The sequence below is a fragment of the Streptosporangium sp. G12 genome (assembly GCF_052983175.1).
The window spans coordinates 58,360-77,811 of record NZ_JBRIQO010000014.1 but is presented as its reverse complement, the minus strand read 5'-3'; the positions used below and the strand labels follow the sequence as shown (position 1 = coordinate 77,811).

Annotated in this window: 20 protein-coding genes, 1 tRNA gene and 1 riboswitch; of the genes, 10 read left to right on the top strand and 11 right to left on the bottom strand. The window is 70.6% G+C overall.

Annotation, left to right across the window (positions count from 1 at the left end; all coding sequences use genetic code 11):
* Genes ACVCAG_RS21820 through ACVCAG_RS21810 form a run of 3 tightly spaced genes read right to left on the bottom strand, consistent with a single transcriptional unit; the run spans position 1 to position 2,539 of the window.
* Complete coding sequence (locus ACVCAG_RS21820) at positions 1–1,317, bottom strand: protein phosphatase 2C domain-containing protein (protein ID WP_440085300.1); 1,317 nt, start codon at positions 1,315–1,317, stop codon at positions 1–3.
* Entirely contained in the window at positions 1,314–1,781 is a 468-nt protein-coding gene (locus tag ACVCAG_RS21815; RefSeq protein WP_440085299.1) for an FHA domain-containing protein FhaB/FipA, read from the bottom strand. The genes ACVCAG_RS21820 and ACVCAG_RS21815 overlap by 4 nt, the downstream gene beginning before the upstream one ends.
* Before the next feature lie 17 nt (positions 1,782–1,798).
* Positions 1,799–2,539, bottom strand: coding sequence for a DUF3662 and FHA domain-containing protein (locus ACVCAG_RS21810; protein WP_329088344.1), 741 nt, complete (start codon positions 2,537–2,539; stop codon positions 1,799–1,801).
* A gap of 166 nt (positions 2,540–2,705) precedes the next feature.
* On the opposite strand from ACVCAG_RS21810, the gene ACVCAG_RS21805 reads away from it, so the two are divergent.
* Positions 2,706–2,788: transfer RNA gene (locus tag ACVCAG_RS21805), tRNA-Leu, on the top strand.
* Positions 2,789–3,244: 456 nt separating this feature from the next.
* On the opposite strand, the gene ACVCAG_RS21800 is transcribed toward ACVCAG_RS21805, so the two are convergent.
* Positions 3,245–4,276, bottom strand: a complete 1,032-nt coding sequence (locus tag ACVCAG_RS21800) for a CNNM domain-containing protein (RefSeq protein WP_440085297.1) — start codon at positions 4,274–4,276, stop codon at positions 3,245–3,247.
* Positions 4,273–5,745 (bottom strand): CNNM domain-containing protein, encoded by a 1,473-nt coding sequence (locus ACVCAG_RS21795; protein WP_440085296.1) that lies wholly within the window; start codon positions 5,743–5,745, stop codon positions 4,273–4,275. The genes ACVCAG_RS21800 and ACVCAG_RS21795 overlap by 4 nt, the downstream gene beginning before the upstream one ends.
* A 357-nt stretch (positions 5,746–6,102) precedes the next feature.
* On the opposite strand from ACVCAG_RS21795, the gene ACVCAG_RS21790 reads away from it, so the two are divergent.
* A complete protein-coding gene (locus ACVCAG_RS21790) occupies positions 6,103–7,323 on the top strand; it encodes an LCP family glycopolymer transferase (RefSeq protein ID WP_440085295.1) in 1,221 nt (406 codons plus the stop codon).
* 207 nt (positions 7,324–7,530) lie between these two features.
* On the opposite strand, the gene ACVCAG_RS21785 is transcribed toward ACVCAG_RS21790, so the two are convergent.
* Entirely contained in the window at positions 7,531–8,175 is a 645-nt protein-coding gene (locus tag ACVCAG_RS21785; RefSeq protein WP_440085294.1) for a GPP34 family phosphoprotein, read from the bottom strand.
* A 165-nt stretch (positions 8,176–8,340) separates the two neighbouring features.
* On the opposite strand from ACVCAG_RS21785, the gene ACVCAG_RS21780 reads away from it, so the two are divergent.
* The 4 genes from ACVCAG_RS21780 (at position 8,341) to ACVCAG_RS21765 (ending at position 11,626) form a co-directional block, all read left to right on the top strand.
* The gene (locus ACVCAG_RS21780; RefSeq protein ID WP_440085293.1) at positions 8,341–8,916 is read left to right on the top strand and encodes a DM13 domain-containing protein; all 576 of its coding nucleotides are present in this window, start codon (positions 8,341–8,343) and stop codon (positions 8,914–8,916) included.
* Positions 8,917–8,931: 15 nt separating this feature from the next.
* A complete protein-coding gene (locus ACVCAG_RS21775; protein ID WP_440085292.1) occupies positions 8,932–9,537 on the top strand; it encodes a TenA family protein in 606 nt (201 codons plus the stop codon).
* A gap of 159 nt (positions 9,538–9,696) precedes the next feature.
* The gene (locus ACVCAG_RS21770; protein ID WP_362688508.1) at positions 9,697–10,020 is read left to right on the top strand and encodes a rhodanese-like domain-containing protein; all 324 of its coding nucleotides are present in this window, start codon (positions 9,697–9,699) and stop codon (positions 10,018–10,020) included.
* 101 nt (positions 10,021–10,121) lie between these two features.
* Positions 10,122–10,261: riboswitch (TPP riboswitch) on the top strand.
* The gene (locus tag ACVCAG_RS21765; RefSeq protein WP_440085291.1) at positions 10,253–11,626 is read left to right on the top strand and encodes a cytosine permease; all 1,374 of its coding nucleotides are present in this window, start codon (positions 10,253–10,255) and stop codon (positions 11,624–11,626) included. Its footprint overlaps the riboswitch before it by 9 nt.
* A gap of 89 nt (positions 11,627–11,715) precedes the next feature.
* Here the strand turns inward: ACVCAG_RS21765 and ACVCAG_RS21760 are convergent, their stop codons facing one another.
* Positions 11,716–12,309 carry a methylated-DNA--[protein]-cysteine S-methyltransferase gene (locus ACVCAG_RS21760; protein WP_440085290.1) on the bottom strand — a complete coding sequence of 198 codons (594 nt, stop codon included), beginning with the start codon at positions 12,307–12,309 and terminating at the stop codon, positions 11,716–11,718.
* A 125-nt stretch (positions 12,310–12,434) separates the two neighbouring features.
* Between ACVCAG_RS21760 and ACVCAG_RS21755 the strand changes: the two genes are divergently transcribed.
* Complete coding sequence (locus tag ACVCAG_RS21755; RefSeq protein ID WP_440085289.1) at positions 12,435–14,306, top strand: PAS domain S-box protein; 1,872 nt, start codon at positions 12,435–12,437, stop codon at positions 14,304–14,306.
* Between the two features lie 157 nt (positions 14,307–14,463).
* Complete coding sequence (locus tag ACVCAG_RS21750; protein ID WP_440085288.1) at positions 14,464–14,913, top strand: ATP-binding protein; 450 nt, start codon at positions 14,464–14,466, stop codon at positions 14,911–14,913.
* A gap of 570 nt (positions 14,914–15,483) precedes the next feature.
* Here ACVCAG_RS21750 and ACVCAG_RS21745 read toward each other — a convergent pair.
* From ACVCAG_RS21745 to ACVCAG_RS21735, 3 genes are all read right to left on the bottom strand, one after another.
* A complete protein-coding gene (locus ACVCAG_RS21745) occupies positions 15,484–16,179 on the bottom strand; it encodes a YidC/Oxa1 family membrane protein insertase (RefSeq protein WP_447190200.1) in 696 nt (231 codons plus the stop codon).
* Between the two features lie 206 nt (positions 16,180–16,385).
* Positions 16,386–16,652, bottom strand: coding sequence for a DUF6412 domain-containing protein (locus ACVCAG_RS21740; RefSeq protein ID WP_440069638.1), 267 nt, complete (start codon positions 16,650–16,652; stop codon positions 16,386–16,388).
* Entirely contained in the window at positions 16,649–16,816 is a 168-nt protein-coding gene (locus tag ACVCAG_RS21735) for a hypothetical protein (RefSeq protein ID WP_344915193.1), read from the bottom strand. The genes ACVCAG_RS21740 and ACVCAG_RS21735 overlap by 4 nt, the downstream gene beginning before the upstream one ends.
* Positions 16,817–16,945: 129 nt before the next feature.
* Between ACVCAG_RS21735 and ACVCAG_RS21730 the strand changes: the two genes are divergently transcribed.
* A complete protein-coding gene (locus ACVCAG_RS21730) occupies positions 16,946–17,641 on the top strand; it encodes a response regulator (protein ID WP_440085286.1) in 696 nt (231 codons plus the stop codon).
* Entirely contained in the window at positions 17,638–18,765 is a 1,128-nt protein-coding gene (locus ACVCAG_RS21725) for an ATP-binding protein (RefSeq protein ID WP_440085285.1), read from the top strand. Before ACVCAG_RS21730 ends, ACVCAG_RS21725 begins: the two co-directional genes overlap by 4 nt.
* Positions 18,766–18,850: 85 nt before the next feature.
* Here ACVCAG_RS21725 and ACVCAG_RS21720 read toward each other — a convergent pair whose 3' ends face one another.
* The gene (locus ACVCAG_RS21720; protein WP_447190199.1) at positions 18,851–19,408 is read right to left on the bottom strand and encodes a hypothetical protein; all 558 of its coding nucleotides are present in this window, start codon (positions 19,406–19,408) and stop codon (positions 18,851–18,853) included.
* Positions 19,409–19,452: the final 44 nt, after the last annotated feature.

Sequence of the window (19,452 nt, the reverse complement as noted above, 5' to 3'; positions counted from 1 at the left end):
TTACTGTGACCTTGTGGGTTCGGGAGCCCTGGCGGGCGCGGAGGACGCGGAGGCGCTCGGGGATGCGGTCGGTTCGTCCTTCCCGTCGGATGTGGCTGCGGACGTCTTCAGCTCTTCGATCTTCTTCAGGCCCGCCTCGACGGTGGGGACGGGGATGCCGTCGCGGACCTGGCCCTGCTGGAACGCGCCGAGAGTCGTGATCGATTCCGCGGTGCTCCGGGCGACGTCGAAGAGCTCGATGGGGCCCAGGTTGGTCTTCACGCCCTGGAAGACCACGATCTCGTTGCCCTTGGCCCCCACGAAGTACTGGTCCTCCAGCCACTGCCCGCCGAAGTACCAGCCTAAGCCGCCCCCGATGACGACGACGCCGCCCGCCACGGCCAGGAGAGGCCACAGCCGGCGGCGTTTGACCGGTCGGGCCGCGGCCCTGACGATCGGCTCGTCGGTGTCGGTGTCGTCGTCGTCGGAGATGACGGGTTGCGGCATGGTGACCGCGCTGGCACGGCCCGCCGGGGTGTCCGGCGGCTGTGACCGCGGCATGCTGGAACCGGCGGCGCCGACCACGGCCGCGTCGGTGCGCGGCACGTGGGTCTCGTCCACCTCCAGCACGTCGGCGAGGACGCAGGTGATGTTGTCGGGGCCGCCGCCCCGGTTGGCCAGGTCGATGAGGGTGCGGACCACCCCGTCGGGATCCTCGATCGTGGAGAGCGTGTGGTGCAGGGTCTCGGCGCTCACCACCCCGGACAGGCCGTCGGAGCAGAGCAGGTAGCGGTCGCCGATCTGGGCCTCGCGCAGGGACAGGTCGGGGTCGACCTCGCCGCTGCCGTCGAGCGCCCGCAACAGGATCGACCGCTGGGGGTGGGTGGCGGCCTCGTCCTGGGTGATCCGGCCGTCGTCCACCAGTGACTGCACGAGGGTGTGGTCGTGCGTGATCTGGTAGAGCTCTCCGGCTCGCAGCAGGTAGGCCCGCGAGTCGCCGACGTGGACCAGGGCGACCCTCGTCCCCGACCAGAGCATGGCGGTGAGGGTGGTGCCCATGCCCTTGAGGCTGGGGTTGTGACTCACCATCTCGTGCAGCTTGCGATTGGCGTCGCGTACCGCCGCCTCGATGGCGCTGAGCAGGTCACCTCCCTGGGCGTCCGTGTCGAGCAAGGACATCTCGGCGATGGCGACCGAGCTGGCCACCTCGCCGTGTGCGTGGCCGCCCATACCGTCCGCGACGGCGAGCAGGCGGCCGCTGGCGTAGGCGGAGTCCTCGTTGCCTTCGCGGAGGAGGCCGACGTCAGAGCGGGCGGCGTAACGGAGTGCGATGGTCATTTGCGCAATTCGATGACGGTCTTGCCAATGCGGATCGGAACACCGAGCGGCACCGGAGTCGGACGGGTGACTTTGGAGCGGTCAAGATACGTGCCGTTGGTGGAGCCGAGATCTTCCACGATCCACTGACCGTCCTGGGGGAAGAGCCGGGCGTGCCGGCTGGAGGCGTAGTCGTCGCTGACCACCAGCGTCGCGTCGTTCGCCCGGCCGATGGTGATGGGCGTCTCCGAGAGGGTAATGGTGGTGCCTTGGAGGGGGCCACCGGTGACGACCATCTCCCGGGGTTCCCCCTTCTTGGATTTGGCCGGGGTCTTCGCCGGCTTGGGCGCCTTGCGCGCGGGGACGGCGGCGGCCGTGCGTGAACCGAACAAGTCTGTCCGGATCACACCGACCGCGGCAATCACGAAGAACCACAGCACCGCGAGGAAGGCGAGCCGGATCAGCAGCAGCGTGAGCTCGGACATGGACCGTCTGTTTACCTTTAATCGCGCCGGAAAACCAGAGTCGTTCGCCCCAGCGTCACGCGAGTGCCGTTCTGGAGCTCGACCCGGCGAACCGGCTGGCCGTTGACGAAGGTGCCGTTCGTGGAGCCGAGGTCGACGAGCGCGACCAGGGGACCCTCCACTCGCAGCTCGGCGTGGTGCCGGGACACACCCGGGTCGACCAGCCGTAGATCGCAGTCGGTGCCCCTGCCGAGCAGGGTCACCGGTGTTGTCAGGTCGAAGGACCGCTGGCCCTGCGGGTCGTCCTGGGTGGACACCAGCAGGCGGGGGCGGCCTCCGAAGGCGTGGGATTTCGCGGCGGGCACGTCGCTCACCGGCTGGCGGATCTCGTCCTGCTCGACCGTCGCGCCACGGATCACGCCCGAGCGGATGCGGAACAGGCCGACCGCGAGGTCGTCGGCCGTCTCGAAGCGGACCCTGACCGGCCCCACGAAGGAGTAACCCTGTTCCTTGGCGTACTCCCTGGCGAGGTTGGCCAGCTCGTGGCTGATGCTGTCGGAGTAGACCTCCAACCGCTCGTTGTCGGTCGTGGACAGTTCGACCACGAAGTCGTTGGGCACGAGAGTGCGTCCCTGGGCGACGATCGCCGCCCGCTCGTCCATCTCCCGTTGGACCGCACTGGCGACCTCTACCGGCTGAAGGTCAGATTTGAACGCCCGTGCAAAGGCCCCTTCAACCAAACCTTCGAGCCTCCGCTCGAAACGCTGAAGGACTCCCACCGGGTACCTCCCCTCCTCCGTCTATGTGGTCGCGGCCGCTTGGGGGCTCGTTGGCTCGTTCCTCGCTCTCTCGCACCCAGCTGCTCCGCTTTCGCATCTAGGAGGATCGTATCCGGGTTCATGGGTACGGGCCGATCCGTGCTAATGTTTCGACCGCACCCAACAAGGGCGGGTGGCGGAACGGCAGACGCGCACGGTTCAGGTCCGTGTGTCCGAAAGGACGTGAGGGTTCAAATCCCTCCTCGCCCACAAGATCATCACCCCGGTCATGCGAGCATCGCGACCGGGGTTTTGTCGTTTCCTGGCGAACCGCGTATCCATCTGAGCCGTCCGTAAGGTCTCGTGGCGGGCCGAGTCGATCATCGATCAAGGTAGTCGCTCGCTCCGTTATAGAGAAGTCTCAGGGGTTACGCATGGGTCTTGTGGTTTTTGGACCGCTACGACATGCCTATCGGTTCTACCCGGCCACGCTTGCTGATCACTTTCGGATGACTTGCAGGGATTCGTCGGTGTCTGATTACGCTTACAGAGAACACGGGCCGGGAAAATATATTTTCCCGGCCCGTGTCGTCCTCCCACCGGTTCCGTGATCGATCTGGCCGGTCTCTCGCCGGCCTGGTGGGGCTCTCACCGGTCTGGACGGTACGTCGCCGCTCTTCCACCGGTCTCGCCGCTCCCGCCGGACGCAGGGAACGGCGAGGACCGCTAGCGGGCCGCGAGCATCCGTACGTCCAGGATCTCGCCGAGCAGGTCCGTGAGGCTCACCATGCCGATCACCTCGCCGCCGTCGGTGACCAGGCCCAGGTGCGCGTGGGCGTCCTGGAGCGCGGAGACCGCGTCGGGGATCGTGGTCTCCTTGGCCAGGCGTGGCACCGGGCGGGCGAGCTCGGCGGGACTCGCCTCCGGCCGGACGAGGATGTCCCTGACGTGCACCACGCCCAGGACGTCGCCCGGCCTGCCGGAGGTGACCAGCATGCGCAGGTGCCCGTCGCGTGCGGCGACCTGGCGCATCCGCTCGCTCGTCGCGTCGGCGGGCACCGAGGTGGTCTTCTCCAGCGGCAGCATCAGCCGCTCCACCGGCTGCTGGTGAACCCGCAGGGCCCGGGTGAGCAGGTCGTGCTCGTCGCGGTCGAGCAGGCCCATCCGGCCCGACTCGCCGACCAGCATCGCCAGCTGGACCGGGGTCCTGGTGGTGGCCAGCTCGTCCTTGGGATGCACCCCGAACAGTCTCAGGATCCCGTTCGTCAGCCCGTTGAGCGCGGCGAGCACCGGCCGGACGACCCAGGTGAAGCCGCGGAACGGCAGGGCCAGGCCCATCGCCGCCATCTCCGGGTGGGTCAGCGCCCACGACTTGGGAGCCATCTCGCCGATCACCATGTGCAGGAAGGTGACGAACGCCAGCGCGATCACGAGCGAGACGGGGACCCGCAGCGACTCGGGCAGGCCGACCGCGCCGAAAACCGGCTCCAGCAGGTGTTCGATGGCCGGTTCGGTCACCATGCCCAGGCCGAGCGAGCACAGTGTGATGCCCAGCTGGGCTCCGGCCAGCATCAGGGAGAGCTCCCTGCCGCCGCGCACGGCGGCGCGGGCGGCGAGCCGGGTCAACCGGCCTCCCCGGCCCGCGAGCTCCTCCAGGCGGTGCCTGCGGGCCGAGATCACCGCGAACTCGGCGGCGACGAAGAAGGCGTTGCCGATCAGCAGGGCCACGCCGAGCAGCAGGGCGGAGGTGGTGCTCATCGCCGCCTCGCCTCGCTCCGCTCGATCATGGGCGTCTCGGGGCCACGCTCGATCATCCGCGGCGCGGTCATCGCCGGTCGGTCCTCTTTCTCGGTTCTCGCCTCCGGGGCGTCCCCGGGATCGGCGTCCTGCGACGCGGTGAGCGACAGCCGCACCCACTCGGGGACCCTGCGGTACACCGAGAGCACGGTGAGCGCCGCCTCCCTCTCGTCGGCGCCGTCGTTCTCCAGGGGGTCGTTCCGTGACGTGAGAGTGACGGTCACCTGGTCGCCGGGCTCGGCCATCCGGCCGAGGGTGGCGAGCACGAGGCCCGCGACGGTGTCGTAGTCGTCGCTCTCGGGGAGTTGCAGGCCGATGGCCCGCTCGATCTCGTCCAGCCGGAGCGTGCCCGGCAGGTCCCAGGTGCCCTCGTCGCCCGCGATGACCCCGGCGGGCTCCGGGTCGTTCTCGTCGATGAGCTCGCCGACGAGCTCCTCCGCGAGGTCCTCTATGGTGACCACGCCGGCCAGGCCGCCGTACTCGTCGATGACGCACGCCAGGTCGTCGTGGGCGGTGCGCATGCGCTCCAGCACGAGGGGCAGCGGCGAGGAGGTGGGCACCAGGAGCGCGGGGCGGGTGATCTTTTCCAGCGTGCCGTCGGCCAGTCCCGACCTGAGCAGCTCGCGGACGCCGGTGACGCCGACGACGTCGTCGCCGTTCTGGTTGCAGAGCACCGGATAGCGGGAGTGACCGTGCCTGCGGACGGCGTCGATCAGGTCGGAGATCGGCCGGTCGTCCCTCAGCAGCACCACGCGGGGGCGCGGCACCATGACGTCCTCGGCGGTGCGGTCGCCGAACTCCAGAGCGCGGCCCAGCAGCTCCGACAACCTCGGCGGCAGGTCACCCGTGGTGGCGGACTCGGAGATGATCCGGGACAGCTCCTCGGGGCTGGCGCCGTGCTCGATCTCCTCCACCGGCTCCACGCCGACCCGGCGCAGCAGGCCGGTGGCGGCGGAGTCGAACAGGCGGATGACCGGCCCGGCGATCCGCAGGTAGATCATCGTCGAGCGGGCGAGGAACTTCGCCACCGGCTCGGGACGGGCGATGCCCAGGTTCTTGGGGGCCAGCTCACCGAAGACCATCTGGATGACGGTGGCCACCGCGACGGCCAGCGCCACGGCGATGCCGGGTACGGCCCCACTCGGCACTCCCGCGGTCTCCAGCCAGGGGCGGATGACCGTGGCGATGGCGGGTTCCGAGATGAAGCCGACGAGCAGGGCGGTCACGGTGATGCCGAGTTGCGCCCCCGACAGCATGAACGACAGGCGTCCCGTCACCTCCAGCGCCCGTGCCGCGGCCGCGTCGCCGGAGTCGGCCTGCTCGCGCAGCACGCCGCGGTCCGCCGCGACGAAGGCGAACTCCTGGGCCACGAAATAGCCGGTGGCGAGGGTGAGCAGGAGGATGGCCAGCAGGCCCAGAGCCGTGTTCACCGGGCGGCTCTCCCGGTCGGTTCAGTGGTGCCCGTGCGTTCGCACGGGCAGGTATTCCACGGGTCCGGAGTGGACACGATCATCCTTTCGAGCAGAGGTAGTCCTCTACCGTAACGATCCGGGTGGGGGTCGATGTTTCCGGATCGGCCGACGATCGCATTGTTGGTCGCTAACAACCTGTCTGAGTACTTTTACACAGGGAAACCTTGGGCGCCTGGCGGCAGGCGCTCCAGCCACGACGTAGCGTCGATAATGACGTTTTCACCATGAGATCAAGAAGTGGCGGGACAAGACGTGGCTGACAGGCCCGAAGACGACGATCGCACTCGCGCGCTGCGATCGCCCACGCCGGGGCCCGTGCCGCCGAGAGCGGCCGGGCAGCCCGCCTACCCCTCGCCTGGCGGCCCGGGGACGCCCGTCCGGCAGCCGGCGTCCTCGCGGCGGGAGGCACCCGTCCGGGAGGAGACGCCGCGCGAGGTGCCGCCGCCCCGGGGCGGGCGGGTGTACGGCAAGGCCAGGTCGGGTTCCAGCCCGGTCAAGCCGCTGAACGCGCCCCCGGCCCCGCCCGGGGACTCCGGCGGCCGGGGAAGCGGGAGCGCGTCGCGCATGCCCGGCTGGCGGCCGAAGCGTCCCGGCAGGCTCATCGTACGGATCCTCGCCGGGCTGGTCGTCGTGCTGCTCGTCCTGGCCGTCGGCGGATATTTCATGATCAACTCGCGGCTGACCAAGATAGAGGCGCTCACCGACTACGAGGGCCGTCCCGCCGACACCCCCGGCACCAACTGGCTGCTGGTCGGCTCCGACAGCCGCGCCGGCCTGACCGCGGCCCAGCGCAGGAAGCTCGCCACGGGCAAGGCCGTGGGCCGCAGGACCGACACGATGATGCTGCTGCACATCCCCGAAGGCGACGGCCGCCCGACCCTGGTCAGCCTCCCGCGTGACTCGTACGTGCCGATCGACGGTCACGGCAGCAACAAGCTCAACGCCGCCTACGCCTTCCAGGGCGGCCAGCAACTGCTTCCCAAGACCGTGGAGCAGGTCACCGGGCTGCGTCTCGACCACTACATGGAGATCGGCTTCGGCGGCTTCGTGGGGATCGTGGACGCCATCGGCGGGGTCGAGATCAACGTCAAGCAGGCGATCAAGGACCCCAAGGCCGGGATCAACCTGAAGAAGGGCCTGCAGACGATGGACGGGGGGACGGCCCTCGGCTACGTCCGCACCCGCGCCACCGGCGCGATCCCCGACCTCGACAGGACCCAGCGCCAGCGCCAGTTCTTCTCCGCGGTGGTGAAGAAGGCGGCCAGCCCCGGCGTCCTGATCAACCCCTTCACGTCCGTCCCGCTCGCGCTGAGCGCGGCCGACTCGGTGTCCGTCGGCGAGGAGACCGGCGCCTTCGACCTGCTCTCCCTCGGCCTCGCCATGGGCGGCAACCCGGTCACCACGGTCGTGCCCATCGGCTCCCTGCCCACCATCGACGGCCAGTCCGTCGTCAAGTGGGACCGGGAGAAGGCCCTGCGCATGTTCGAGGCCCTGGCCCAGGACAAGCCCGTTCCCGAGGACGCCCTCGGCAAGTGACGACCCGCCCCGGCCCCCGGGCCGGGGCGCCGGCGGGCGGTTCCCGTCCACGGCACCTTCCTCCGGCCCTCTCGCCCCGGTCTTCCCCGCGAAGCGACGCGAAGACGACGCGAAGACGACGCGAAGGCGGGGCGGGCACGGGACCGGACGTCCTCGCCGGGCGGAGCACCTTCGTGACAGTGCCCGCCCGGCGAGGGCCGGCGGACCTCAGCTGCCGCTGCTGACGACGACCCCCGCCATCACGGCCGTCATGACGGCGGCGTTGACGGCGGCGATGGTCCGGGAGACCGCCTTGCCGGCCCACTCGCCCTCGGTGATCTCCTTGATCCGCTCCTTGCTCGCGCCGGGAAACGCCTTTCGGTCGATCTTGGCCGCGTGCAGGATCGCGATCAGCACCGCGGCCCGCTCGTCGGGGGTGGCGCCGGACAGCACGCTCTGGACCCGCTCGCGGATCGCCAGCTCGACGCCCGGGTCACGCTCGGGGTAGCGGGTGCTCGGGAAGATCCCCAGGATCTTGCGCCGCTCCTCGTCCAGCACGCCCCGCTCCGCCAGGCGCGACAGCAGGCGGGCGCGAAGCTTGCCGGAGTGGAGCCTTGGCACCCACCACTCGGGCTTGCGCGCCTTGGACTCCGCCGCGATCCTGGCCAGCGCCGTGTCGAGCTCCTCGTCCCCGACCGGGGTCGCGTCGAGAACGGCGACCTTCCTGTCCGCGAGGTCGATCCGGCCGCCGACGGCCAGTTCCGCCAGCAACGCGCCGCCGAGCGCGGCGTCCAGTTCCGAGGAGCCGATGAGTTGTCTGCCCTGCTCCTCGTCGTACGCGAGCAGGAGCACTTCCTCAGCGATCGTCGTCATCGTTCGACACTACGTCGCGGGCGCTTCGCGGCCGTAAGCACTCCGTAAGCGATCTAGGGCGGTATCGCGGATAGCGTCGGCACCGAGGCCTGAGGGACGTCTCGGCTTCCTCGCCGTAACCGGAGGCCAGGGTCTCCACACCGGAGGTATGCGATGGGAGTCCAGATGAGGGTCAAGAGGCTGCTCCGGCACCCCGTCACGTGGGGTGTCCTGGCGCTGGGCGCCGTCGCGCTCGGTGTCGCGCTGTACCTGTTCCAGCCATGGCGCCTGTTCACCACCGTCGAGGTGAACGAGGCGCTGCCCGCCGCGGCCGCGTCCCCCGGGCCGGAGGCCACCCGGCAGGACGAGACGGGCGGGCCCGCCAGGGCCACCGAGACCGCTCAGGACCCGGAGCCGAAGGTCCTGGCCACGGGCACGTTCATCTCCCACGAGCACGAGACCGAGGGCAGGGCGAGGGTGCTGGAGCTGCCCGACGGGAGCCGGGTCCTGCGGATCGAGGACCTGAACACCTCCGACGGCCCGGACCTGCGGGTCTGGCTCAGTGACCAGCCCGTCAAGAAGGGCAACGCGGGATGGTTCAACCTGGACGACGGCAAGCACCTCGAACTCGGCGACCTGAAGGGCAACAAGGGCAACGCCAACTACGTCATTCCCGCCGGGGCCGACCTCGACAGCCTGAAGTCCGTCACCATCTGGTGCAGGCGCTTCAGCGTCTCCTTCGGCGCCGCCGCCCTGACCTGACACAATCTCCGACCCATGAGCGTTTCTGAGGAACTCCACGTCATCGGCCGCCCGCTCGTCGAGGCGCAGCTCGCCCATCCGACGGTGGCGGGCATCGCGCGGGGAGATCTGCCCGAGCCGGTGTTCCGGTCGTGGCTGGAGCAGGACTACCTGTTCCTGCTCGACTACGTCCGCGTCTTCTCGCGACTCGCCTGGCAGGCCCCGGACGGGCATCTGGGCGACCTGGTGGACCTGGCGCACTCCACCTTCCACGAGGAGCTGAGCCTGCACCGGTCGCTGTCGGCCGAGTTCGGCGCCGACCTCGGCGGGGCGAGGAAGGGCCCGGCCTGCGCGGCGTACACCTCCTTCCTGCTCGACTCCGCGGCCGTCTACGCCGACGGCCTGGCCGCGCTCTACCCCTGCATGTGGGGCTACTCCACGCTCGGCCGCGCCCTGGCGGAGAATCCGCCCGCCGAACCCCGCTACCGCGCCTGGGTCGACACCTACGCCCACCCGGCCTTCGCCGAGCTGACCGGGCGCATCGCGGTGATGATCGACGAGGTGGCGCCGGATCCGGACAGGGCCGGGAAGCTTTTCGCCGAGGGAATGGCTCACGAACTCGCCTTCTGGGACGTGCCCTGACCCCGTCCGCCTCGCTGCCCGGCTGCAGCCGCGGGTCGGGTGACCCGGTAGGGCTGGACGTACCGAATTGGCCTGCTATCAGGGGAAATCGAAGGTCCGGATGAGGGCATCCACGGGGCTTTGCGTCCCATCCGGTGGAGGAGTTGGAACAATGGGCGCATGAGTGTTCCTGAGGTCGAGGCGCAGGCCGTGCCGGATGACGCGTTCCTGCTCGACGTGCGCGAGAACGACGAGTGGCGTGCCGGGCACGCGCCCGGCGCCGTCCACATCCCCCTGGGTGAGCTGCAGTCCCGGGTCGACGAGGTGCCCAAGGGCGCGCCCGTCTACGTGATCTGCCGGGTCGGCGGCCGTTCCGCGAACGCCACCGCCTGGCTCAACCACGTCGGCTGGGACGCGATCAACGTCGGCGGCGGCATGCGGTCCTGGGACGGCGCGGGGCGTCCGATGATCGCCGAGAGCGGCCAGGACCCCTTCGTCGCCTGAGCCGTCCGAACCGCGCGAGGGGGGGAGCCCTCGCCGAGACGTGAGGGGGAGCCTCCGCCGAGACTCTTGCCAAGAAAGGAATGAATGGCATAATCAGGGCGAATGTCTACCGCGGGAGCTCGGGCGTAACCGGGCTGAGAGGGCGGAACCACGCGGAGGGTCTCATCGACCTCCGACGCGCCGCCGACCGCATGAACCTGTCCGGGTAATGCCGGCGTAGGGAGTGTGCGTGATGACGTCTGCCGCCGTTGATTCCAAGGGCTCCGGTGATTCCGGGGACTCCGGTGCGGCCGAGGCGCCCCTCACGCTCGGCGAGGCTCCTCCCAAGGCCCTCGGCGTGCTCGACCAGGGCGCGCTCTGGGCCAACCTGGGTGTCAGCCTGCTCGGGTTCTCCGGCGCGATCGCGCTGATCAATCCGCTCGGCGACCGGCCGCTGAGCTTCGTGGCCGCGATCCTGGCCGCCGTCGTGGGCAGCGTCATCGGTACCGCGATGGTCGGCCTGGCCGCGATTCCCGGGCAGCGGACCGGCGCTCCGGCGATGGTCCTGCTGCGCGGGCTGTTCGGGGCCAGGCTCTCCTACCTGCCGACCGTGCTGAACATCGTCCAGATGCTGGGCTGGGGGGCCTTCGAGCTGTGGGTCATCGCCCAGGGCGCCCAGGCCATCGCCGGATCCTTCGGCGTCGAGGTGCCCTACGCGGTCTGGGTGGTCGTCGCGGGGGTGATCACCACCGCGCTGACCATCCGGCCGCTGGGAGCGGTCCGCCTGCTCCGCAGGTACGTCACCGCCGGCGTGGTGATCTCGATGATCTGGTTCATGGTCGCCCTGTTCCAGCGGGGACCGGCGATCGGCGGCGGATCCTGGGAGGCGTTCGCACCATCGGTCGACTACGTGATCGCGCTGTCGGTCTCGTGGGTGCCGGTCGCGGCGGACTTCGCCCGCTTCTCCCGCTCCGGCAGGGCCGCCTTCACCGGGGTCGTCGGCGGTTACACGATCGCCCAGGTGGCCTGCCTGGTCCTCGGCATCGCGGCGCTCGCGCTGGTCGGCAACGACCCGAACCAGGTCTGGGACCCCTTCGTGGCCGCGGCACTCGGCCCGCTGTTCTTCGGCATCCTGGTGCTGCGCGAGACCGACCAGTCGTTCGTGAACGTCTACTCCACCGCGATGTCGCTGCAGAACCTGCTGCCCCGGCTGGACCGCCGGATCATCTCCGTGGCCATCGGCGTGCTGGTCACCCTGCTCGCGATCTTCGTCAACGCCGAGACCTACACCGGCTTCCTCGGCCTCATCGGGGCGGTCTTCGTGCCGATGTTCGCGGTGCTCGCCGCGGACTACTTCCTGCTCGGCGGCGCCAGGCGCTGGGACATCTCGGAGACCGCGCCCTCGCGCCCGCTCATGGTGCTCCCGTGGGTGCTGGGCTTCGTGACCTGGTGGATGCTCGCCGCGCTGCCGGCCGCCCCGGAGGTCGCGTGGTGGACCTCGTTCTGGAACGGCGCCCGCGACGCGCTCGGCTTCGTCCCGCAGCCGTGGATGAGCGCGTCCGTCGGCGCGTTCCTCGTCGCGGGTCTCGTCACCCTGGGGCTCGGCGCGCTCCGGCGCCGCTCCTGACCACGCCGCCCTACGGCTCGGCTTCCGGTCGTATAGGTGGTCGTGGGCGGTCACAGGGGGCCCCAGGGGGTCCCCCGGGGGAAGGCGGGCTACGCGCCGCCGGGCCCGCCGGGCCCGCGGAGCACGGCGGCGGACTCGATGCGCAGCAGCCGTTCCTTGGCGGCCGAGCCTCCGGCGTACCCGCCGAGGACCGCCTCGCTCTCGACCACCCGGTGGCACGGCACGATGACGCACACCGGGTTGCTGCCCAGCGCGTTGCCGACCGCGCGCAGCGCGCGCGGCCTGCCGATCCGCTCGGCGATCTCGAGGTAGGTCGTCACCGTCCCGTACGGCACCGCGAGCATCATCTGCAGCACGGTCCTGGAGAACTGGGTGGCCAGGCGCAGGTCGACCGGCGTCGTGAAGGCGCGGAGCCTGGCGGAGAAGTAGGCGTCCAGCTCCCGGCGCACCGGGTCGAGCCGCCGGGCGTCCGGCCCGATGAACGTGCCGACCTCCCTGCTGATCCGCTCGAAGACGACGTTCTCGTCCTCGTAGCTGCAGGCCACCACACCCCTGCTCGTCACGGCGAGGGTCAGACGCCCCAGCGGGCCGTCGAGCGTGCCGAACGCGATGTCGGGATGGCTCGTGCCGACGTAGTCGGGCGAGGTCACCCGTAGCAATGCATCGATGTCGCCGGATGACATGGCCCCACCCTTTCGTATCCAGGTGTGTGGTGACCGCAGAGTATCGGACGGATCGCCCGGCCAGTGGCAACACGTGCGGGACGAAAGTGCCAAGATCAGACCGGTTGAGACGGCACTATGGGTGTGTGGTGGACTACAGGGCCGACAGTGACGGGGGCATCGGCCGTGAGGTCGTCGCCGCGGCGCCCAACGCGATCGTCGCCATCGATCGCGAGCAGACGGTCCTCGCCTGGAATCCCGCCGCCGAGCGCCTGTTCGGCTGGTCGGCCGGCGAGATGGTCGGCCGCCGGGTGCCGGTGGTCCCCGAGGAGCTGACGGCCGAGCACAACGCGGTCCTGGAGAAGGTCCGCACCGGCGGCCAGGTCTCGCTGAGGACCAAGCGGTTCCGCCGCGACGGCAGCCTGCTCGACGTGCGGGTCGACACCGCCGCGCTGTCCGCGCCGGACGGCGCCCTCCTCGGCTACGTCAGCGTCTACCACCTGGCCCAGGACGACGAGACCGCCAACGACCGCAACGCCCGCCGGGCGCAGCTCGTCCGCAGGCTCACCGACGTGGTCGCCGACATCAACGCCGAGCTGGAGCTGCCCGCCGTGCTCGACCGGATCGCGGCCAGCCTCGCCGACCTGACCGGGGCCGACGCGGGCGGGTTCGTGATGATCGAGGGTGACCGGCTCCGCCTCGTGGCCTGTCACAACCTGCCCGACTCGATGCGCGACTCGACCGCCGACCTCCGCACCAGCCTGGTCGGCAAGCTGCTGCGCGAGGGCAGGACCGTCCTGCTGGAGACCGGCGACCAGGACCGGCTGGACCGGTTGATCTGGTCGCAACTGCCCGGCCTGCACACCATCGCGCTCGGCCTCGCGGCCATGGGCGGGCGGTCGTACGGCGCGCTGTACGCGCTGTTCGCCAAGCGCAAGGCGGGCCACCTGGAGCTGGAGCTGCTGGAGCTCCTCGCCGGTCACGCGGGCATCGCCGTGGGCAACGCCATGGCCTACCAGGAGGCCGTGCGGCAGCGCGCCCACGAGCGGGCGGTGTTCGACGCCAGCGCCGACGGCATCGCGGTCCTCGACGACACGGGCCGGGTGGTCCAGTGGAACCCGGCCGCCAGCGAGCTGACCGGCTTCCACGCGGCCGAGGTGATCGGCGGGCCGCCGCCGTTCCAGCTGCCGGGGCCGGGGGACAAGCTCAGCATCCAGCTGCCCTCGGGCACCTGGCTGGACGTGCTCTGCGCGGAGATCGTGGAGACGGGCGAGATCGTGGTCGACTTCCGCGACGTCACCCGCGCGAAGGAGCTGGAGGAGGCCAAGGACCTCTTCCTCGCCACCACCAGCCACGAGCTCCGCACGCCGATCACCGTGGTCCGCGGTTTCGCCAGCACGCTCGACAGCCGCTGGGACAGCATGGCCGAGGCCGAGCGACGTGCCGCCGTGCACACCATCGCCGAGCGGGCCCGCTCGCTGGGCCAGCTCATGGACCACCTGCTGCTGGGCTCGCGCGCGGGGGCCGGCGAGCTCACGCTCAGGATCGAGAGCTTCGACCTGGCCGAGCTGGTCCGGGCCGCCACGCTGGGCCTGCCGATCCTGTCGGACCTGCACCGGGTCGAGGTCGACGTCCCCGACGATCTGCCCCCGGTCTCCGGTGACGCGCTGGCCACCGACATCCTGCTGGCCCAGCTGCTGGAGAACGCCTTCAAGTACTCGCCGGACGGTGGCCTGATCAGGGTCGAGGCCTGGGTGGACGGCGACAGGGTGGTGCTGGTGGTGGACGACGAGGGCGTCGGCATCGCCCATGCCAGCAGGGAGCGCGTCTTCGAGCGCTTCGTCCAGGCCGACAGCGGCGACCGCCGCAGGTTCGGCGGGGTCGGCCTCGGCCTCTACATCGTGCGGAGCCTCGCGCGGGCCCAGGGCGGGGACGTCTCGGCGCATCCGCGTCCCTCCGGCGGCACCCGGATGAGGCTGGCCCTTCGTATCGCCGACACGCCGGGCACCCTTACCTGATCGACACGCCGAACCAGTAACGAGTCAGTAACGGATGTGCTGATCTATTGTCGAATGTGCACAAGCTGTAATTGACGCCCGGTTTCCAAGACTATCTAACGGGGCATTTCGGTCGTACTGGGGTGAGTTCCTCAGGGGGGAACAGGCATACGGGGAGGTGAGTGCGTCGAGCGTCGTTCTGTTGCCGTATGCACCGTCCAGCGTCGCTGTCGCACGCCAGCGCCTCTGCTCTGACCTGCAGGAACGGGGTGTGTACGAGACCGCTATCGACGACGCGGTGCTCGTGGTCAGCGAACTGCTGAGCAACGCGCTGCGTCACGCCCACCCGTTGCCGTCAGGACAGATCAAAGTGTCATGGCGCTGGACCGAGGAGCATGTCGAGGTCGCTGTGAGTGACGGTGGCGCGGCCACCGAACCGCGGGCGGGACGCCCGACGCTCTCCTCCCTGGGAGGGCGAGGTCTTGGAATCGTCGAGTATCTGGCCTCCAATTGGGGCGTCAGACACGAAGGGGACATCACCACGGTATGGGCGGTGGTCACGGCGGTCGACACGGTAGGTAACGGCCACGTTTCCACTCCCGAACCCGCTCTCAGGGAATGCGGATAACCCTCTTTCCGGGTTTCGTCCCGCTTCAAATGTCGTGAAGCGGGACGTGACCAGGCACCTCTCCGGCGGGGCGACGTCGTTTCAGGCGTGAAGGCTTTCCGGCGGGCGAGGTCGTTATCGGGCGTGAAGGCTTTCCTGCAGGATGACGCCCTTACCAGGCGTGAAAGTCTTCCGGTGGAATGGCGTCCTTACCAGGCGTGAAGGCTTTCCGGCGCCGGCCACCCCTCCCGCCGATCGGCGGGACGCGATTCTTCCTCGATGTCCGGTACCCGGGTCCCCGAGTGCCCGCCCGCCGCCGACCGCTCGGGCCGGGTCCCGCCGGGCGGCGTCGTCCGCGGGCGGTCACGCGGCCCCGGCCCGCGGAGCGGTCCTGACCTGGCGACATCGGCGAGAAGGCGCGCGGTGGACGTGAAACGTTCACGGGACGCCGGCGCTCCCCGGCCGGTCCGGACCGGTGGACCCCGATCCGGACCGGTGGACTCCTAAGACGCCCGCGTCCGTCCCCTGACTCTCCACCGTCTCCTTGCCGTCTCTCCGCCGACGCAGGAACGCCGGAGGCCCGCCCCGCCCTCACCCCCCGGCGAGCGCCGGACGGTGCAGCACGGCCTTCTCCCCGGCCGTCCAGGCCGTCGTGACGAGGAGATAGACCCCCGCCGCGAGCGGCAGCACCGCGGCGACCAGGACGGTCCCGTACGGCAGCAGGGGCAGTATCCGGCGCAGCGCCGCGGGCTGCACGTCCTCGCTCATCGTGCGCCGCATCCGGCGGGACGTGATCCACGCCACGGCGACGAGCAGCAGGAAGAGCCCGGCGAAGACCAGGGTCGGGCCGCTGAACAGCCCGAATCCGGCCACCGTGCCCGCGAACTGCTGACCGAGCGGCACCCCCAGGAGCCCGTGGGTCAGGAGCGCGTTGGCCTGCCCGGCGATCGTCGAGGAGATGAACACCTGGTACGTCACCATGAGGAACGGCATCTGCGCCACGGACGGCAGGCACCCGGCCAGCGGTGAGGTCTTCTCCCTGGCGTAGAGGGCGGCCAGTTCCCGCTGGAGCCGCTCGGGGTTGCGGCCGTGGCGCTTCTTGAGCCTCTGGAGCTCCGGGGCGAGGCGTACCCTGGCCCGCTCGCCCCTGGCCTGCATGACACTGAGCGGGAGCAGCAGCAGCCGGACGAGGACGGTGAACACGACGATCGCCGGTGCGGTGGAGCCCAGCGGCTCGGCGAGCGCGGCGATGAGGCCGGCGGTGAACGCGATGACGGGGTCGAACATGGAAGGGCCCTTCTGAGCGGAGTGGAGACGGCACAGAAGGCGCCCGCGAACCGCGGGGTCTTTCCCGGGACGCGTACGCGCGGCGCACGGCGGCCGGTGGCCGCGAGGGCACGGTGATCACGTGTGTACACGGTGATCACGCGCGTGCGGGGCATGCCGGTCACGTGTGCGCGGGGCACGCGGGGATCGCGAGAGGTCGCGGAGGATTACGCGGGCGCCGGGCCCGCGGAGGGTGCTCTGGGCCGGGATCTCCCGGCCGCGTCGGGGTCGCGCTGCCGGACGAACATCGTCCGTCTGGCCCGGTCGCGCCGGGACATCGGCGACCGTGACTCCGTACCCGAGGTGACAGGCGCCGGGCGCAGCGCCCAGGCGAGCAGGAGCACGCCCAGCCCGACCACGGCGGCGGCCGTCAGGACACCGCCGCCGTCGAACATCCAGACCGCCAGGGTCTGGACGGCGAGCAGCAGGTTCACTTCTTGAACTTGGCCACCGCGGTGACCAGCGCGACGACCACGAAGGCCACCACCGCCAGGACGAGCGCGAACTTCAGCAGCCCGAAGAGGGCGGGCAGCACGAACCCGAACACCACGTAGAGCGCGAGCAGGACGCCCAGAACTCCCAGCACGATACGACTCATGCGGCCCACCGTACGCCGGGCGGGGCGACGGCGGGCGCCTTGATCGTAACGATGGTCATAACGATCGAGTGCTTACGGACCGGTGACACGGCTTAGGGATCGTCCCCTCGCGGGCCTACCGTGGGGGCCATGAGTGCGCGGATTCTGGTGGTCGACGACGATTCGATGGTGGCCGAGGTGGTGGCCCGCTACCTGGAACGCGACGGTCACGTGGTCGAGTGCGTCGGAGACGGCGCCGAGGCGCTCAGACGCGCGCTGGCCAATCCGCCCGACCTGATGGTGCTCGACCTGATGCTTCCCAAGATGGACGGCCTCCAGGTCTGCAAGAAGCTCAGGGAGCGGTGGCCGGTTCCGGTGATCATGTTGACCGCGCTCGGCGACGAGCTGGACAGGGTCGTCGGCTTGGAGACCGGCGCCGACGACTACGTCACGAAGCCCTTCAGCCCCCGGGAGCTGGCGTTGCGCGTGCAGTCCGTACTGCGGCGGGCGCGCGGGTCCTCCCTGCCGGCCGGTACCGGCGTGCTCAGGGACGGCGAGCTGGCGGTCGACGTCGGTGCCCACGAGGTGCGGCTCCGCGGTGACGAGATCATGCTGACCGCCCGCGAGTTCGACCTCCTCGCCCACCTGATGCGCAACCCCCGCCAGGCCTTCAGTCGCTCCGCCCTGCTCGACCAGGTCTGGGGCTGGTCCTTCGGCGACTCGTCCACGGTGACCGTCCACGTCCGCCGCCTCCGCGAGAAGATCGAGCCCGACCCGACCGACCCCCGGCGCATCGTCACCGTGTGGGGCGTCGGCTACCGCTACGAACCGCTGGCGGAGCCGTGATCCCGGAGATCCTGCTGATCGTCGCGGTCACCGCCGGGCTCGGCCTGCTGATCGCGCTGGCCGGGCTGGGCACGATGCGGCTGCTGCGCGAGCGGTCGATCGGCGTGATGCTCGCGGTTGTCGTCGTGGTGACCGTCATGGCGACGGTCGGCGGCATGACGGCCCTCACCCTGAAAATGATCATCGAGGGGACGTTGAGGGACATCGTGCTCAGCGTCGTCGCCGTGAGCGGCCTGGTCGGGCTGGGCGTCGCGACGGTGCTCTCGCGCCGGGTCGTGGCGGCCAGCCGCAGGCTCGTCGACGCCGTGCACGCCGTACCGGCCTCGGGGGAGTTCACGCCCCCCGAGGGACTGCCCGCGGAGCTCGGCACGATCGCCGGGAGCCTGGACCAGGCCTACCGGCGGCTGCGCCTCGGCCATGAGCGCGAGCGCGCCCTGGAGAGCGCCCGTCGTGAGCTCGTCTCCTGGGTCAGCCACGACCTGCGCACCCCGCTGGCGGGCATGCGGGCCATGGCCGAGGCCCTGGAGGACGGGGTGGTCGCCGATCCGGAGACCGTCGGCCGCTACCACCGGCAGATCCTCCTGGAGGTGGACCGGATGTCGGGCATGGTCGACGACCTGTTCGAGCTGTCCAGGATCCACGCGGGGACGCTGCGCCTGTCGCGCGACCGGATCGGCCTCGGCGACCTGGTCGCCGACGCGCTGGCCGGGGTGGAGGAGCTGGCCAGGGGCAAGGCAGTGCGGCTGAGCGGTGAGGTCGGCCCGGTGGTCCCTGTGCAGGCCGACGCGGCCCAGCTCTCCCGGGCGCTGCGCAACCTGGTGGTCAACGCGATCAGGCACACTCCGGGCGACGGCGCGGTCGTGGTCCGCGCCTCGGTCGAGGACGACACCGCCTGCCTGTCCGTCGCCGACGGCTGCGGCGGCATCCCGGCCGACGACCTGCCCCGCGTCTTCGACGTCGCCTTCCGCGGCGAGACGGCCCGTACCCCCAGCGCCGACGGCGCCGGGGCGGGTCTCGGCCTGGCGATCGCGCGCGGCATCGTCGAGGCTCACGAGGGGGCGATCGGCGTCGTCAACTCCGGCCCCGGCTGCCGCTTCGAGATCCGCCTGCCGCTCTCCGCCTGAGCGGCCCGGCCGGTCTTCCCGGGTCCTGTCCGGTCCAGGCGGACACCGGTGAGCGCGGAACGCGGGGCGGGCGGGCGGCGGGCGGTCAGCTCGCGCCGGTGCCGTTGGAACCGGTGTTGCCGGCGGCGGTGCCGTTGGCGGTCGGCGCGGGCGTGACGTGGCTCGTGGTGCCCTGCGGGCCCTCGGGCCTCACGGAGACCATGAGGGTCATCTGCGCGCACTCACCGCCCTCGGTGTCGGGTTCGACGTGCTGGCAGGAGGTCAGCCTCCTGGTGGTGCCGAGGGACTCCACCATCGCCCGGAACGTCGGGCACGGCCAGCGCCACATGCAGCTGCGGCAGCGCAGGATCGGATGCGCGGCGTCGCTGGTGATGCCGCCCGCGTCGCGCGGCTGGTGCAGGTCGAGCAGCCTGACGCCGAGCGTGGCGAAGTCGAGGAGCTCTTCGCGCGCTCCCTCGAGGAAGTCGAGGTCCTCGGTCGACAGGCGGGTTCTGATCGGGACGTATCCCTCGTGGTTCACCAGGCCGCGCAGTGAACTCGCCGCGTCGCGCCACGAGGTGGCCTTGTCGGTGCGAGTGATCATGGACTCCAGGTGCTCCCGGAGCCGCTGTCGCTGGAGATCCTCAGGTAGGTCGGTGTTCATGGGTGCGTTCGAGCCCGTTTCTTGTAACTCAACGGCCGCCACTG